General features: G+C 51.2%; 12 protein-coding genes and 6 tRNA genes. 17 read left to right on the forward strand and 1 reads right to left on the reverse strand.

What is annotated here, in order from left to right:
* Positions 1-15: 15 nt before the first annotated feature.
* The 10 genes from nagA to ACX9GV_RS12435 all read left to right on the forward strand — a co-directional run bounded on the left by nagA (position 16) and on the right by ACX9GV_RS12435 (position 6,543).
* Complete coding sequence (gene nagA / locus ACX9GV_RS12390) at positions 16-1,170, forward strand: N-acetylglucosamine-6-phosphate deacetylase (protein WP_473195726.1); 1,155 nt, start codon at positions 16-18, stop codon at positions 1,168-1,170.
* 270 nt (positions 1,171-1,440) lie between these two features.
* Positions 1,441-2,679 carry a DNA-binding transcriptional regulator NagC gene (gene nagC, locus ACX9GV_RS12395; RefSeq protein WP_473195727.1) on the forward strand — a complete coding sequence of 413 codons (1,239 nt, stop codon included), beginning with the start codon at positions 1,441-1,443 and terminating at the stop codon, positions 2,677-2,679.
* A 246-nt stretch (positions 2,680-2,925) separates the two neighbouring features.
* Positions 2,926-3,678, forward strand: coding sequence for an HAD-IIA family hydrolase (locus ACX9GV_RS12400; protein ID WP_473195728.1), 753 nt, complete (start codon positions 2,926-2,928; stop codon positions 3,676-3,678).
* A 288-nt stretch (positions 3,679-3,966) separates the two neighbouring features.
* Positions 3,967-5,631 carry an asparagine synthase B gene (gene asnB, locus ACX9GV_RS12405; RefSeq protein WP_023490627.1) on the forward strand — a complete coding sequence of 555 codons (1,665 nt, stop codon included), beginning with the start codon at positions 3,967-3,969 and terminating at the stop codon, positions 5,629-5,631.
* Positions 5,632-5,833: 202 nt separating this feature from the next.
* Positions 5,834-5,910 (forward strand) — tRNA-Met (locus tag ACX9GV_RS12410).
* 9 nt (positions 5,911-5,919) lie between these two features.
* A tRNA-Leu gene (locus tag ACX9GV_RS12415) sits at positions 5,920-6,004 on the forward strand.
* Positions 6,005-6,032: 28 nt separating this feature from the next.
* Positions 6,033-6,107: transfer RNA gene (locus ACX9GV_RS12420), tRNA-Gln, on the forward strand.
* A 38-nt stretch (positions 6,108-6,145) separates the two neighbouring features.
* Positions 6,146-6,220: transfer RNA gene (locus tag ACX9GV_RS12425), tRNA-Gln, on the forward strand.
* Positions 6,221-6,375: 155 nt separating this feature from the next.
* Positions 6,376-6,452, forward strand: a tRNA-Met gene (locus ACX9GV_RS12430).
* Between the two features lie 16 nt (positions 6,453-6,468).
* Positions 6,469-6,543, forward strand: a tRNA-Gln gene (locus ACX9GV_RS12435).
* 58 nt (positions 6,544-6,601) lie between these two features.
* Here ACX9GV_RS12435 and ubiF read toward each other — a convergent pair.
* Positions 6,602-7,783 carry a 3-demethoxyubiquinol 3-hydroxylase gene (gene ubiF, locus ACX9GV_RS12440; protein WP_473195729.1) on the reverse strand — a complete coding sequence of 394 codons (1,182 nt, stop codon included), beginning with the start codon at positions 7,781-7,783 and terminating at the stop codon, positions 6,602-6,604.
* 300 nt (positions 7,784-8,083) lie between these two features.
* Between ubiF and miaB the strand changes: the two genes are divergently transcribed.
* From miaB to ACX9GV_RS12475, 7 genes are all read left to right on the forward strand, one after another.
* Entirely contained in the window at positions 8,084-9,508 is a 1,425-nt protein-coding gene (gene miaB / locus ACX9GV_RS12445; RefSeq protein ID WP_023490625.1) for a tRNA (N6-isopentenyl adenosine(37)-C2)-methylthiotransferase MiaB, read from the forward strand.
* A gap of 189 nt (positions 9,509-9,697) precedes the next feature.
* Positions 9,698-10,033 carry a zinc ribbon domain-containing protein YjdM gene (locus ACX9GV_RS12450; RefSeq protein ID WP_023490624.1) on the forward strand — a complete coding sequence of 112 codons (336 nt, stop codon included), beginning with the start codon at positions 9,698-9,700 and terminating at the stop codon, positions 10,031-10,033.
* Between the two features lie 179 nt (positions 10,034-10,212).
* Positions 10,213-11,268, forward strand: coding sequence for a PhoH family protein (locus ACX9GV_RS12455; protein ID WP_473195730.1), 1,056 nt, complete (start codon positions 10,213-10,215; stop codon positions 11,266-11,268).
* Positions 11,265-11,738, forward strand: coding sequence for an rRNA maturation RNase YbeY (gene ybeY / locus ACX9GV_RS12460; RefSeq protein WP_473195731.1), 474 nt, complete (start codon positions 11,265-11,267; stop codon positions 11,736-11,738). The genes ACX9GV_RS12455 and ybeY overlap by 4 nt, the downstream gene beginning before the upstream one ends.
* Before the next feature lie 207 nt (positions 11,739-11,945).
* Positions 11,946-12,824, forward strand: coding sequence for a CNNM family magnesium/cobalt transport protein CorC (gene corC, locus ACX9GV_RS12465; RefSeq protein ID WP_023490621.1), 879 nt, complete (start codon positions 11,946-11,948; stop codon positions 12,822-12,824).
* A gap of 7 nt (positions 12,825-12,831) precedes the next feature.
* On the forward strand, positions 12,832-14,361 hold the full coding sequence (gene lnt, locus ACX9GV_RS12470) for an apolipoprotein N-acyltransferase (protein ID WP_473195732.1): 1,530 nt from the start codon (positions 12,832-12,834) through the stop codon (positions 14,359-14,361).
* A gap of 404 nt (positions 14,362-14,765) precedes the next feature.
* Positions 14,766-15,662, forward strand: a complete 897-nt coding sequence (locus ACX9GV_RS12475) for a glutamate/aspartate ABC transporter substrate-binding protein (RefSeq protein WP_473195733.1) — start codon at positions 14,766-14,768, stop codon at positions 15,660-15,662.
* Positions 15,663-15,920 lie beyond the last annotated feature (258 nt).

Genomic DNA, 15,920 nt, shown 5'->3' on the forward strand with positions numbered 1-15,920 from the left:
TTTATAGGGGGCTACATGTTTGCTTTAACCCAATGCCGGATCTTCACTGGTCACGATATACTTGATGACCATGCCGTGGTCGTTGCTGGTGGCCTGATTGACCGGGTCTGCCCACTGGCTGAGTTACCGGAAGGTATCGAAACTCGTGATCTGGGTGGTGCCATGTTAGCCCCCGGTTTTATTGACGTGCAGCTTAATGGCTGTGGCGGTGTGCAATTTAACGATTCCCTTGACGCTATTTCAGAAGAAACACTGGAAATCATGCAGCGCGCCAACGAGAAATCCGGTTGTACCAGCTATCTGCCTACGCTGATCACCTGCAGTGACGATTTTATGAAGCACGCCGTCAATGTTATGCGTGCTTATCTGCAAAAGCATCCCAATCAAGCGCTGGGTTTGCACCTGGAAGGCCCCTACCTGAGCCCGGTAAAAAAAGGCACACACAACCCGGCGTTTATCCGCCAGCCAACCACTGAGATGATCGACTATCTGTGGGCCAATGCCGATGTCATCACCAAAGTGACCTTGGCTCCGGAAATGGTTGAGCCCCAAGTGATTAAACAACTGGCGGACGCCGGTATTGTAGTTTCTTCCGGGCACTCTAATGCCACTTATCAGCAAGCGCGTAACGGCTTCGCGGCTGGGTGTACCTTCGCCACCCACCTCTACAATGCCATGCCCTACATTACTGGCCGTGAACCTGGCTTGGTCGGGGCCATTTTTGATACGCCAGACGTCTATACCGGTATCATAGCCGATGGCCACCATGTCGCCTGGGCGAGTATTCGTAATGCCAAACGGCTCAAAGGTGACAAATTGGTGCTGGTGACAGATGCCACCGCACCTGCCGGAGCGGATATAGACCAATTTATTTTTGCTGGCAAAACCATATACTATCGTGATGGATTATGTGTTGATGAAAACGGTACGCTAAGTGGTTCCGCTCTGACGATGATCGACGCGGTGCGTAACACCGTGGAGCATGCGGGTATCGCTCTGGACGAAGCACTGCGTATGGCAACACTGTATCCGGCACGGGCCATTGGCGTAGAGCGGCGTTTGGGTTCTATCACCGCCGGCAAAGTGGCCAACCTGACCGCCTTCACCCGCGATTACCAGGTAACGCAAACCTGGGTTAACGGCCATGAGGTTTATACTCAAGCCCAATGAAGTTGCGAGACAAAACGCGCTGCGTTTTGAACAGCGCTTGTGCTGGCTCTTTAGAGCGAGGCCTGGCTTAGGCCGAGTAACGCGGCAAAGCCAGGCCCGAAGGGAAAATCACAGAGAAGTGATTTCTAACGGATTTTAACGCTGCTTGCAGCGACCCCACAACGGGGTGGGCCTTAGGGAAGAGGCGAATAACTGTAGCCAACACCGCTTCAGCTTCATTGGTGACGGGTATAATTGATATCCAGCGACAAATAGCGAGCAAATCTATTGATGAAGAGTGGCGGACAGACGCAGATAGGGAATATTGATTTAGTTAAGCAACTTAATGGCGCCGCAGTTTATCGCCTGATTGACCAGCAAGGCCCTATTTCACGCATTCAGATTGCTGAACTTAGCCAACTTGCTCCCGCCAGCATCACTAAAATTACTCGCCAGCTATTGGAGCGTGGGCTGATCAAAGAAGTTGAACAGCAAGCCTCTACCGGTGGACGCCGTGCTATTTCCATTGTGACTGAAACCCGCCATTTTCATACGGTGGCGGTCCGCCTTGGTCGGCACGATGCCACCATCACCTTGTATGACATGAGCGGCAAGTCCCTCGGTGAGGAGCACTATCCTTTGCCGGAACGGACACAGGAAACACTGGAAAATGCCCTGTTCCATGCCATTGAGCAGTTTCTCGCCAGTTATCAGCGCAAATTGCACGAGCTGATCGCCATTGCGGTTATTCTGCCCGGTCTGGTGGACCCCGCTTTAGGCGTCGTTCACTATATGCCACATATCACAGTCAACAAATGGGCACTGGTTGACGGCCTGCAACGGCGTTTTAGCGTCACCAGTTTTGTCGGGCACGATATCCGCAGCCTAGCCCTTGCCGAGCACTATTTTGGCGCCACTCGCGATTGTGAAGACTCCATTCTGGTGCGTCTGCACCGGGGGACCGGGGCCGGGATCATCGTTAACGGCCAGATATTTCTCGGCAACAATGGCAACGTGGGTGAAATTGGTCATATCCAAATCGACCCGTTGGGGGAGCGCTGCCACTGCGGTAATTTCGGTTGTCTGGAAACTGTCGCGGCCAATGCCGCTGTCGAAAATCGCGTGCGCCACTTGCTGGCACAGGGCTATCCCAGCAAACTGACGCCGGATGATTGCGGTATCAGCGCTATCTGCAAAGCAGCCAACCAGGGTGACCCCCTAGCCAGTGAAGTCATCGAACATGTTGGCCGTTACCTGGGTAAAGCGGTCGCCATCGCCATCAACCTGTTTAATCCGCAAAAAGTGGTGATTGCTGGCGAAATTATCGAAGCTAAGAACGTGTTACTACCGGCTATTCAGCGCTGTATCAACACCCAGGTGCTAAAGGCGTTCCGCAAGGATCTACCGGTGGTCACTTCAGCACTCGATCACCGTTCCGCCATTGGTGCTTTTGCCCTGGTTAAACGGGCAATGCTCAATGGCGTACTGCTACAACGGTTACTGGAAGGCCACGCCATCTGCGATGACTAATTCAGGTTACAGCCATGCCCCGTGCCGACAAATCGATTAAACCATTGTCGAGGGCATATAGACCCGCTATGCTCTGCTCTTTCCGCCTTGATGACCCGCTATTGTGGCTACCGCTGCATGGCTTCTCATCAATATTTGTATACCCAAGTTCATCCACGTTGCGGCCAATACCGTATAGCTTGAATGCCGATAGGTATAGCAACTCTGTTGCCGGGGGAAGATCCATCACTATGAGAACCAGCCACCATGACGATTAAAAATGTGATATGTGACATCGACGGCGTGTTATTGCATGACAATACTCCGATTGCCGGTGCCGATCTGTTTCTTGCGCGCATTCAGGAAAAAGGAATGCCGTTGGTGGTGTTGACTAACTACCCTTCGCAAACCGCACAAGACCTGGCTAACCGTTTTAGCGCCGCCGGGTTGGAAGTACCAGAAAGCGCGTTTTACACTTCAGCCATGGCCACGGCGGATTTTCTGCGCCGTCAGGAAGGTAAAAAAGCCTATGTGGTCGGTGAAGGCGCGCTGATCCATGAACTCTATAAAGCCGGTTTTACCATTACCGACATCAATCCGGACTTTGTTATCGTTGGTGAGACTCGCTCCTACAATTGGGACATGATCCATAAAGCCGCCTACTTCGTCAGTAATGGGGCGCGCTTTATCGCCACCAATCCGGATACCCATGGACACGGTTTTGTCCCTGCCTGTGGCGCACTCTGCGCCCCTATTGAGAAGATCACCGGGCGTAAACCTTTTTACGTGGGTAAACCCAGCCCGTGGATTATCCGTGCGGCACTGAATAAAATGCAGGCGCACTCAGAGGACACGGTGATTATTGGCGATAACCTGCGCACCGATATTCTGGCTGGCTTCCAGGCGGGTTTAGCCACCGTATTGGTGTTATCGGGGGTTTCTACACTGGACAATGTTGAAAACATGCCATTCCGTCCCAGCTACATCTACCCTTCTGTCGCTGATATCAGCATCTTTTAGTCAGGCTGGCTTGATGGCTTATGGCGGCATGGCTGCACCATAGGCAATCAGGTCACCCCACTTAAAAATTAACGATTCAATAGTTTTTTAGCTTAAAAACTGAATATTCGCTAATTATAAATCCTCTCTGGTAAATTTTTTCCGTCATAAAGTTAAATCTCTTGCATTCACCCCAGGTTTAGCCGCATTTTCATCATCAGTAAAGCCATGGGGTGATCATCATGCCCACGGCCCAGCCAGATGAATAACATCAGGTATCAATTTATCAAGAGTATGAGGAGAGTCATTATGTGTTCTATTTTTGGCGTGCTCGATCTGAAGTCTGATCCGCTTGAATTGCGTAAAAGAGCGTTGGAGTTGTCGCGCCTGATGCGCCACCGCGGCCCTGACTGGTCCGGTATCTATGCCAGTGATAAAGCGATTCTTGCTCATGAACGCCTGTCGATTGTTGATGTGAATCATGGCGCTCAACCGCTCTACAACGCGGCAGGTAACCATATTTTGGCAGTGAACGGGGAAATTTATAATCACCAGGCATTGCGCCAGCAATTAAGTGACCGTTATGCATTCCAAACCGCTTCCGACTGTGAAGTGATCCTGGCCCTGTATCAGGAACAAGGACCGGGCTTTCTGGATGAACTGCAGGGCATGTTTGCCTTCGCCCTCTATGATGCAGAAAAAGATGCTTATCTGATTGGTCGTGACCATCTGGGTATCATCCCGCTCTATATGGGGCATGATGAACATGGCAACCTGTTTGTGGCTTCTGAAATGAAAGCGCTGGTACCGATATGTCGCAGCATCAAAGAGTTCCCGGCGGGTAGCTATCTCTGGAGCCAAGAGGGAGAAATTCGCCAATATTATCAGCGCGACTGGTTCGACTTTGCTAATGTGGCCGATAACACCACTGACGCCAATGCACTGCGTGATGCATTGGAAGAGTCAGTGAAAAGCCACCTGATGTCCGATGTCCCCTATGGGGTGCTGCTTTCTGGCGGGCTGGATTCCTCCGTGATCTCAGCCATTACCAAAAAATATGCCGCCCGTCGTGTGGAAGATGATGAGCGCAGCGAAGCCTGGTGGCCGCAACTGCACTCCTTTGCCGTTGGCCTGGAGGGTTCTCCGGATCTGGCAGCGGCACAACAGGTGGCTAATCACCTGGGCACGGTACACCATGAGCTTCACTTCACGGTACAAGAGGGGCTAGATGCCATCCGTGATGTGATTTACCATATTGAAACTTATGATGTGACCACGATTCGCGCCTCAACACCGATGTACCTGATGTCCCGTAAAATCAAGGCAATGGGCATTAAAATGGTGCTATCAGGGGAAGGTGCCGATGAAGTGTTTGGCGGTTATTTGTACTTCCATAAAGCCCCCAATGCCAAAGAGTTCCATGAAGAGACGGTGCGTAAGCTATTGGCACTGCATATGTACGACTGCGCACGTGCCAACAAAGCCATGTCGGCCTGGGGAGTCGAAGCCCGTGTTCCCTTCCTGGACAAAAAATTTCTCGATGTGGCCATGCGCATCAACCCGAAAGACAAAATGTGCGGCAACGGCAAAATGGAAAAACACATTCTCCGTGAATGTTTCGAGTCTTATCTGCCAGCCAGCGTCGCCTGGCGCCAGAAAGAGCAGTTTTCTGATGGGGTTGGCTACAGTTGGATTGATACTTTAAAAGAAGTGGCCGCCAAACAGATCAGCGATCAACAGTTGGAAACAGCTCAATTCCGCTTCCCATACAATACGCCGACGTCAAAAGAAGGTTACCTGTATCGTGACATTTTCGAACAGTTATTCCCTCTGCCCAGCGCCGCCGAATGTGTTCCCGGTGGCCCCTCCGTCGCCTGTTCTTCGGCCAAAGCCATTGAATGGGATGAGTCCTTCAAAAAAATGGACGACCCGTCTGGCCGAGCGGTAGGGGTACACCAATCCGCCTATCAGTGATATCTCATGGGGGAGACGACTCCCCCTTTTGTTGATGTTTTTCAGCAGTAATTCTTTTATTTGGCTATTTTATAGACAGACTGTTCACAACCCAGACAAACAACACACTCAGTCGCTTTTTCGGGAAAAAATTAGTTGACGCAAAACGACCATATACGCATAATGCGCCCCGCAACGCCGATGAAGGTAACGCAAAAAAGATGGCTACGTAGCTCAGTTGGTTAGAGCACATCACTCATAATGATGGGGTCACAGGTTCGAATCCCGTCGTAGCCACCACTTTTTTTTGCGGGAGTGGCGAAATTGGTAGACGCACTAGATTTAGGTTCTAGCGCCGCAAGGTGTGCGAGTTCAAGTCTCGCCTCCCGCACCATCTCTTTCGTCGTTGTGTATACAGCAGGTGGGGTATCGCCAAGCGGTAAGGCACCGGTTTTTGATACCGGCATTCCCTGGTTCGAATCCAGGTACCCCAGCCATCTTTCCCGATGAAGCTGTAAAAAATTAATTGTGTTATTGGGGTATCGCCAAGCGGTAAGGCACTGGTTTTTGATACCAGCATTCCCTGGTTCGAATCCAGGTACCCCAGCCATACAACACCATTGATTTATAGCACCAGATAGTCTCCTCATACCTCAAACTGCACCAAATTGGCGACATCATTCGCACCAGTAATATCGTTTTTCACTACATTTGGTGACTTTCGATTTAATGACCAATAGGTAGGCAGTTAAAGTATGTGGATATGGCTACGTAGCTCAGTTGGTTAGAGCACATCACTCATAATGATGGGGTCACAGGTTCAAATCCCGTCGTAGCCACCATTCAAAAAATGATAATTGGGGTATCGCCAAGCGGTAAGGCACTGGTTTTTGATACCAGCATTCCCTGGTTCGAATCCAGGTACCCCAGCCAAATTTAGAACAGCTCGCTACGGCGAGCTGTTTGCTTTTCAGTGTTCTCTGGCAGGAAATCATAAACCTAACGCATACTTCAGCGCTTGTTCCTTCAACTTGCCCGCCTGTTGTGCGGCCATCAAGGCCAGATTGCGTGCCACTCTCAGCGGGGGAAGATCGTTGCTGAAGGTGGAGTAAAACAGATCCATACCATTTTGCATCATCAGGTTATCCCGACGACGACGGCGTTGATAGCGCATCAGCACGGCTTCACTCGCCCAATCCTCGCCCTGAGCCACCGCATCCGCCACCACCGCCAACAGCGCGCCAACATCACGGTAGCCCAGATTCACCCCCTGCCCAGCCAGCGGATTGATGGTATGTGCCGCATCACCGAGTAATGCCAACCCCGGTTTGACATAACGTTGTGCATGGCGGCGTACCAGAGGAAAAGCGCCCACGCCATGAACCTTCACCGCCCCTAGACGGGATGGAAACGCGGCGGCGATTTCACGTTCAAGCGCCGCCAGCGGCAAGCCTTGCAATTGCCGGATACGCTGTGGGCTGTCATACCAAGCCAGCGACGCCCAGTGATCATACAGCGGCAAAAATGCGCGCGGCCCAGAAGGGAAAAATTGCTGCCAGGTGACATCCTGCTGTGGCGCGCCAGTTTCAACGCTAATCAGCATACAGCTCTGGCGATATTGCCAACCATTGATACCAATACCGGCCAGCTTACGCACCGGTGAGTCGGCACCATCTGCCCCCACCAGCAAACGCGCCTGTATCGTCTGTGACGAGTTTAAGGTCACTTGCCAAGTGTCATCGATACGTTGCATTGATTGCAGCATGGCGGGGCAATAGAGCTGCAAATTTTCGCATTGTGCCAATTGCTGCCACAACGCGAGTTGCAAAATACGGTTCTCAACCATAAAGCCAAGTTCAGGCAAGCCGAGTGAGGCGGCATCAAACACCACTCGCGAGGCATCCCATTCCCAAGTTTCTAACCGGCGGTAAGGTGCCGACCTCATTTGTTGAACTAACGGCCAGGCATCCAATTGCTGCAACAGTTCAACCGAGGTACAGCTGATAGCCGAAACACGTAGATCCGGAGGGCTTTGTGCATCGAAGGCCTCAGGGGTATGCGCCTCCAGTAAGGCGACCGATAACCCGGTTCGTGCCAGCCCTAAAGCGGCCGCCGCCCCTACCATGCCGCCCCCCACCACCAGGACATCAACCTGTTTTTGCGAAGTTTTCATTTTCGTTATGCTTATTGATTCGTTGAGTGCCATGCCGCCCAAAATCCCCCGCATCATGCTGTCTAGCTGAGTATTGCTGGGGCTGCGTCATCGCGGTACGCGAACTTTAGTGTACCGGATCTGGCTTCGGGCCGCATGCTGCTTTCACGTCACTGGTCACAGCCGCATCAAATGATTACAATACCCCACCTATATACTCTGATTTATTGAGATCGCAGCCAGCACGGCTGTAGATTGAAGCAATCTGAGTATCTATGGCACATAACACATTTTTCTCTCTCCACGGGTAATGACAAGTCAATGACGAAAAAACTACATATCAAAACCTGGGGCTGCCAGATGAATGAGTATGACTCATCAAAAATGGCGGATTTACTGGGTAGCACACTGGGTTACCAACCAACCGAAAACGTTGAAGAGGCGGACCTGTTGCTGCTGAATACCTGTTCTATTCGCGAAAAGGCACAGGAGAAAGTTTTCGATATGTTAGGCCGCTGGAAGCGACTGAAAGAGAAGAAACCTGACCTGATTATTGGCGTCGGTGGCTGTGTTGCTTCACAAGAAGGCGCGCATATCCGCCAACGCGCACCCTGTGTCGATATTATCTTTGGCCCGCAGACCTTGCATCGTCTACCAGAGATGATCGCACAGGTGACTGGCACCCGTAGCCCGGTTATCGACATCAGCTTCCCGGAAATCGAAAAATTCGATCGGTTACCCGAACCCCGCGCTGACGGCCCCACGGCGTTTGTTTCAATCATGGAAGGCTGCAATAAATACTGCACTTTTTGTGTTGTGCCTTATACCCGTGGTGAAGAAGTCAGCCGCCCATGCGATGACATCCTGTTCGAAATCGCCCAACTTGCGGCCCAAGGGGTACGCGAAGTCAACCTGCTGGGGCAGAACGTGAATGCTTATCGTGGTGCGACTTACGATGGCGATATCTGTTCGTTTGCTGAATTGCTGCGTCTGGTGGCGGCCATTGACGGTATTGACCGTCTGCGCTTTACCACCAGCCACCCAATAGAATTCACCGACGATATTATTGCGGTGTATGAAGATACCCCTGAGCTGGTGAGCTTCCTGCACCTGCCGGTACAAAGTGGTTCAGACCGCATCTTGACCATGATGAAACGTGCTCACACCGCGTTGGAATATAAGTCTATTATTCGCAAGCTGCGTAAAGCCCGGCCCAACATACAGATCAGTTCTGATTTCATCGTTGGCTTCCCAGGGGAGACTGCAGCCGACTTTGAACAAACCATGAACCTGATTGCCGACGTCAATTTTGATCTCAGCTACAGCTTTATCTACTCCTCACGCCCCGGAACACCGGCCGCGGATATGGTTGACGATGTCACCCTGGAAGAGAAAAAGCAGCGGCTCTATATTCTGCAAGAGCGCATTAACCAACAGGCGTTGCAGTTCAGCCGCCGTATGCTTGGCACTGAGCAACGCATTCTGGTGGAGGGAGTTTCCCGCAAGAGCGTGATGGATCTGGCTGGCCGCACCGAATGTAACCGGGTGGTCAACTTTGAGGGAACACCGGATTTAATTGGCCAGTTTGTTGATGTGGAAATTACCGAGGTACGCAGTAACTCACTGCGCGGCGCGTTGGTCCGTACTGAACAACAGATGGCGTTACGGGTACATGAATCCCCGCAATCGGTGATCGCTCGCACCCGTAAAGAAGATGCTCTGGGTGTGGGCAGCTATCAGCCTTGATGCGGATTGGCGTCTATAGCCTCGCCGATTCAAGTTGCCGTTAGGCGGCCAAATGCGCCAGCAACTTGAATGGCAGTGAAACGAATAGACAGCCTAGACGCTGGTGCCCAATACCGTCACTTTGCTATTTTTTACCAGGCAGATATTGCCTGGTCATTTTTTTTATTTTAATAAAGAGGCAATAATCTAATGCAACTGCCACACTGCCCGAAGTGCAACTCCGAATATACCTATCAGGATAACGACCTGTTCATCTGCCCCGAGTGCGCCTATGAGTGGAGCGACAACGCCAGCGCTGAAGATGCCGATACCCTGATTGTCAAAGATGCCAATGGCAATCTGCTCGCTGATGGTGATGCTGTGACGGTCATTAAAGACCTGAAAGTGAAAGGCAGCTCTTCCATGCTGAAAATTGGCACCAAAGTGAAAAACATCCGTCTGGTGGAGGGTGATCACAACATCGATTGTAAAATTGATGGTTTTGGCCCAATGAAGCTGAAATCGGAATTTGTGAAAAAGAACTAATCTGCTCTTCTGGGCCGAACGATTTGCCCGGATTGCATGTGTCACAGGTGTAAGGACTTGCACCTGTGACACAGGGCATGAATAATTCAAGGTATTCCCGTCAAAGGGGATATACACTGAAATTACATTACTTCATATTGTCGCATTAACCAGGCCCAGAATGAGCCTTGAGGAATCGTTTGAACGTCGCAACACAAGAAATCCTGTTAGAGCCTGCAGATAACCAACGCTTGTTGAGCCTCTGTGGCCCGTTTGATGACAATATCAAACAACTCGAACGTCGGTTGGGGATTGAAATCAACCGGCGGGATAATCGCTTCAAGTTGGTCGGTAAAAACCTTTGTGTTGCTGCCGCAGCGGATATTCTGCGCCATCTGTATGTGGATACCGCCCCGATTCGTGGCGTGACCCCAGATATCGATCCAGAGCAGATCCACTTGGCTATCAAAGAGAGCCGGGTACTGGAGCAGGTTGCCGAAAGCGTACCAGATTATGGTAAAGCGGTTACCATCAAGACCAAACGTGGCATGGTAAAGCCCCGTACCCCCAATCAGGCGCAATATGTCGCCAATATTTTCGCTCATGACATCACTTTTGGTATTGGCCCTGCCGGTACCGGGAAGACCTATCTGGCGGTTGCCGCCGCGGTTGATGCCCTCGAGCGTCAAGAGATCCGCCGTATCCTGCTTACTCGCCCAGCGGTGGAAGCGGGTGAAAAACTTGGCTTCCTCCCTGGGGATCTCAGCCAGAAAGTTGATCCCTACCTTCGCCCACTGTATGACGCCCTGTTCGAAATGCTCGGCTTTGAACGAGTGGAAAAACTGATCGAACGGAATGTGATCGAAGTGGCACCATTAGCTTATATGCGTGGCCGCACATTGAATGATGCCTTTATCATTCTCGATGAAAGCCAGAACACCAGCATCGAACAGATGAAAATGTTCCTGACGCGTATCGGTTTCAACTCGAAAGCGGTAATTACCGGTGATGTGACGCAAATCGATCTGCCACGTAACCAGAAATCTGGCCTGCGCCATGCGGTGGAAGTGCTCTCTGAAGTGGAAGAGATCAGTTTCAACTTTTTCCACAGTGAAGATGTGGTACGGCACCCGGTGGTCGCCCGCGTGGTGATCGCCTATGAAGCTTGGGAAGCCGCCGAACAGAAACGCAAAGATGCCCTCGCCGAGCAACGCAAACGTGATGCGTTAACCGCCCCCGAGCAGGAGATGCCATGAGCCCTGTGATCCTCGATTTACAACTGGCCTGTGACAACAGTGAAGGGCTACCCCCTGAAAGCCAATTCCAGCGTTGGCTGGACGCGGTCTTGCCACAGTTTCAGGAACAGTCGGAAGTCACTGTCCGCCTGGTGGATGAAGCAGAAAGCCAGCAGTTGAATCTCACTTATCGCGGCAAAGACCAACCCACCAATGTGCTGTCATTCCCGTTTGAAGCCCCGGCGGGAATCGAATTACCGCTGTTGGGGGACTTGGTTATTTGCCGTCAGGTGGTGGAACGGGAAGCCGTTGAACAACAAAAAACGCTGGAGGCCCATTGGGCACATATGGTTGTTCACGGTAGCCTTCATCTGCTAGGGTATGACCATATTGAAGATGAGCAAGCCGAAGAAATGGAATCTTTGGAAACCGAGATTATGCAGGAGATGGGCTACCCAGACCCTTACCTGGCGGAAAAAGATCCCATCTGATGTTAGCAAACAGCCCTTGCCCTGCATGGGAACTGTACTCAAAATAATTCGAGTTGCTTGCAGGCGGCAAGTCCGAAAGTCGCCAGGAGCATAGATAACTATGTGACTGGTGCGAACGAACGCAGCCAACACCCAATCAACTTGAGGAATGAAGAGTATGTTGCTAATTTTGATCCCTCTGACCTGAGTGATATTAACTAAAACGCCATGAGCGACGACCATTCACAAAGCAATGACAGCCCCAGTCCCAAAAAGGGGTTCTTTACTCTTATCCTTAACCATTTGTTCCATGGTGAACCTAAAAATCGTGACGATTTGGTTGAGCTGATCCGCGACTCTGAGCAAAACGAGCTGATTGATCCCGATACCCGTGACATGCTCGAAGGGGTGATGGATATCGCCGGGCAACGGGTACGTGACATCATGATCCCGCGTTCCCAGATGGTCACCGTAAAGCGTAACCAGACCCTTGAAGAGTGCCTGGACGTGATTATTGAATCTGCACACTCCCGCTTCCCGGTAGTCAGTGAAGACAAGGATCACATCGAAGGTATTCTGATGGCTAAGGATTTATTGCCGTTTATGCGCGCAGATTCCGAGCCATTCAGCATCGACAAGGTGTTGCGCCCTGCCGTTGTGGTCCCTGAGAGCAAACGGGTTGACCGGATGCTGAAAGAGTTCCGCTCCCAGCGTTATCATATGGCGATTGTCATTGATGAATTCGGTGGTGTTTCTGGCCTGGTCACCATTGAGGATATTCTGGAACTGATTGTGGGTGAAATCGAAGATGAATACGACGATGAGGAAGATCTCGATGTTCGCCAACTGAATCGCCACATGTTTACCGTGCGCGCTCTGGCCCCTATCGAAGATTTTAACGAAACATTTGGTACTCACTTCAGTGATGAGGAAGTTGACACCATTGGTGGTCTGGTGATGCAAGCCTTCGGTCACCTGCCTGCGCGGGGGGAAACCATCGAAATCGAAGGTTACTTGTTTAAAGTGACCATGGCCGACAGTCGACGTATCATCCAGGTTCATGTCAAAATTCCGGACGACTCGCCACCACCGAAACTGGAAGAATAAATCATTTATGGCTAAAGCCCCCTTACTTGAACGCCAGTGGGTTCGTACCCTGCTGGCGCTGTTGTCCGGTGCCTGCGGCACATTAGCATTCTCACCTTACGATATCTGGCCAGCGGCGATTGTTTCCCTGGTCGGTCTATTAGCGATTACGCTTAATCGCACCACTAAACAGTCTGTTATGCTGGGCTTCTTCTGGGGCATGGGGCTGTTTGGCACTGGCGTGAACTGGGTCTATGTCAGTATTGCTGATTTCGGTGGTATGCCCTTTGCCATCAATCTCTTTCTGGTGGTACTGCTGGCCGCCTATCTCTCACTCTACACCGGGCTATTCGCTGGGCTCTTGACCCGTATCTGGCCACAGACCAGTTGGTGGAAACTGGCCATTGCCGCCCCAGCCGTATGGCAACTGACCGAGTTCCTGCGCGGTTGGGTGCTCACTGGCTTCCCCTGGTTGCAATTTGGCTATAGCCAGATTGATGGTCCGCTGCAAGGTATCGCGCCATTACTGGGCGTGGACGCCATCACCTTAATTTTAATGTCTCTCAGTGGGTTATTGGTTTTTGCCATTAACCAGCGGCGCATTACCCCTGGGGTGATTGCGCTGGCAATGTTACTGCTGCCCTGGCCACTGCGCCAGTTGCAGTGGTTTACCCCACTGCCGGAGAAGGCGGTGAATATCGCCATGGTGCAAGGCAATATCGAACAATCGCTGAAATGGGACCCCAGTGCATTGCAAAATACGCTGCAAACCTATCTGGATGAGAGCCGGCCCTATATCGGTAAAGCCCCCATTATCATCTGGCCGGAGTCCGCCATTCCGGATGTGGAAAGCAACCAACATGGCTTTCTCACCATGCTTGATGAGATGATGCGAGCTAACAACAGCAGCCTGATCACCGGGATTGTCGATGTCCGCGCCACACCACAGGGCAGAGAGATCTTCAACAGTGTGATCGTCCTTGGGGAAGAGGAACCCTACCGTTACCCCGCCAGCAATCGTTACGACAAACACCATCTGGTGCCCTTTGGTGAATTTGTACCGCTGGAAACTCTGCTGCGGCCATTAGCGCCACTTTTTGATTTGCCAATGTCCTCATTCAGCCGTGGTAATTATGTGCAGCCACCGTTGAGTGTGCGCGGTTACAACCTGACTGCGGCCATCTGCTATGAAATTGTGCTGGGTCAACAAGTACGGGATAATTTCCATCCAGATACCCATTTCCTGCTGACCATCTCGAATGATGCCTGGTTCGGCAACTCTATTGGCCCATGGCAGCACTTCCAAATGGCACGGATGCGAGCACTGGAATTAGGCCGGCCGTTGCTACGCGCCACCAATAACGGCATTACTGCAGCGATTGGGCCGACAGGCGAAGTGCAAGCTTCCATCCCACAATTCACCCGAAGCGTGCTGGAAGTGACTGTCACCCCCACCAGCGGGATCACCCCTTACGCGCGTTTTGGTTCAGCCCCCATTTGGCTGTTCAGTGCGCTGTTAGGTGCTATTGCCCTGGTCGCTCGTTGGCGCCGCAAATAACCTTCCACTCTTAAGCACGGCGCCTTGCCGTGCTTTTCTCACCACGTCGTAACATTTCATGATGCCAATTTTCTGGCACGTTCTTGCTCCAATAAAATCATATCCAACCCCAGGTTATGGCCTGGTGGCCACTAAGTTCAAGCAGCACAGCCCCTGAATAGCCCGAAAGAACGTGGATATATGCACAACTCCAGCGCATTGCGCGCACTTTACTGGTGTGCGGTGGGTTTATTGCATTAATTAGGTGCGTGTGATGTCGCAAAAAATAAAACAATTTGATTACATTATATTTACATTGAGCTATTTTTTAGCGGTTTCATACTCTAATAACTCAAGCCTCGAATAGTCGCTTTAGCTCAACACTCCCTGAGTACGGACTATTACAACAACAAAGGAGTTAAACCATGCAACTACGTAAATTGGCGTTATCGTTACTGTTTTTCGGTATGGCGGGTAGCGTAGCCCATGCGGAAGAATTGACCGGTACACTAAAGAAAATCAACGATAACGGCGTGATTGTTGTCGGCCACCGTGAGTCTTCGGTCCCCTTCTCTTACTATGATAATCAACAGCAAGTGGTCGGCTACTCCCAGGACTATTCCAACCAAATTATTGATGCCATCAAGAAGAAATTGAACCAACCCAATCTGCAGGTGAAAATGATCCCCATCACCTCGCAGAATCGTATCCCATTGTTGCAAAACGGGACTTACGACTTTGAGTGTGGTTCGACGACCAACAACCTTGAACGCCAACAACAAGCCACATTCTCCAACACCATTTTTATTGTCGGCACTCGTCTGCTAGCGAAGAAAGACTCCGATATCAAAGACTTTAAAGACCTGGCGGGTAAAACCGTGGTGGTCACTTCGGGGACAACGTCTGAAGTCCTGCTCAACAAACTCAATGACAACGGGCAGATGAAAATGCGCATCATCAGTGCCAAAGATCATGGTGACTCTTTCCGTACCTTGGAAAGCGGCCGTGCAGTGGCATTCATGATGGACGACGCCCTACTTGCAGGCGAACGGGCCAAAGCCAAGCAGCCTGACCAGTGGGAAATCACCGGCACTGCGCAATCCAGAGAAGCCTATGGCTGTATGATGCGCAAAGATGACCCGCAATTTAAACAATTGATTGATGAGACCATCAGCCAAGTTCAAACCTCGGGTCAGGCTATACAATGGTTTGATACCTGGTTCAAACAACCTATCCCACCGAAAAACCTAAACTTGAACTTCGCACTGTCTGATGACATGAAGCAATTGTTCAAAGAGCCGAATGACAAAGCATTAAATTAATAACAATAAGGCCAGTATACCCAAGTTCAATGGAGTGGCAGGTAGGCGACAAGTGAGCGAGTCCCTAGGAGCATAGATAACTATGTGACTAGGGCGAAAGAGCGTAGTCAACAACCCTGCAGCTTCATTGGTGACCGGGATATCACTGGCCATGTTGATGGCTGACTGAGAGCAGACAGAAATGCGGGGGGTAGTTCCCCTCCCGCATTGCTCCAGACAAGTTCAGGGTCTCATACGCAAAAAACAACCTGACCCGTG

Source organism: Serratia sp. 25CWL12 (assembly GCF_055790885.1).

Excerpts from the sequence above, each read along its gene's own strand:
- asnB (WP_023490627.1), top strand. The coding sequence starts at position 3,967 with ATGTGTTCTATTTTTGGCGTGCTCGATCTGAAGTCTGATCCGCTTGAA.
- ybeY (WP_473195731.1), top strand. The coding sequence starts at position 11,265 with ATGAGCCCTGTGATCCTCGATTTACAACTGGCCTGTGACAACAGTGAA.
- ACX9GV_RS12450 (WP_023490624.1), top strand. The coding sequence starts at position 9,698 with ATGCAACTGCCACACTGCCCGAAGTGCAACTCCGAATATACCTATCAG.
- nagC (WP_473195727.1), top strand. The coding sequence starts at position 1,441 with ATGAAGAGTGGCGGACAGACGCAGATAGGGAATATTGATTTAGTTAAG.
- nagA (WP_473195726.1), top strand. The coding sequence starts at position 16 with ATGTTTGCTTTAACCCAATGCCGGATCTTCACTGGTCACGATATACTT.
- ACX9GV_RS12400 (WP_473195728.1), top strand. The coding sequence starts at position 2,926 with ATGACGATTAAAAATGTGATATGTGACATCGACGGCGTGTTATTGCAT.
- lnt (WP_473195732.1), top strand. The coding sequence starts at position 12,832 with ATGGCTAAAGCCCCCTTACTTGAACGCCAGTGGGTTCGTACCCTGCTG.
- miaB (WP_023490625.1), top strand. The coding sequence starts at position 8,084 with ATGACGAAAAAACTACATATCAAAACCTGGGGCTGCCAGATGAATGAG.
- ACX9GV_RS12475 (WP_473195733.1), top strand. The coding sequence starts at position 14,766 with ATGCAACTACGTAAATTGGCGTTATCGTTACTGTTTTTCGGTATGGCG.
- corC (WP_023490621.1), top strand. The coding sequence starts at position 11,946 with ATGAGCGACGACCATTCACAAAGCAATGACAGCCCCAGTCCCAAAAAG.
- ubiF (WP_473195729.1), bottom strand. The coding sequence starts at position 7,783 with ATGAAAACTTCGCAAAAACAGGTTGATGTCCTGGTGGTGGGGGGCGGC.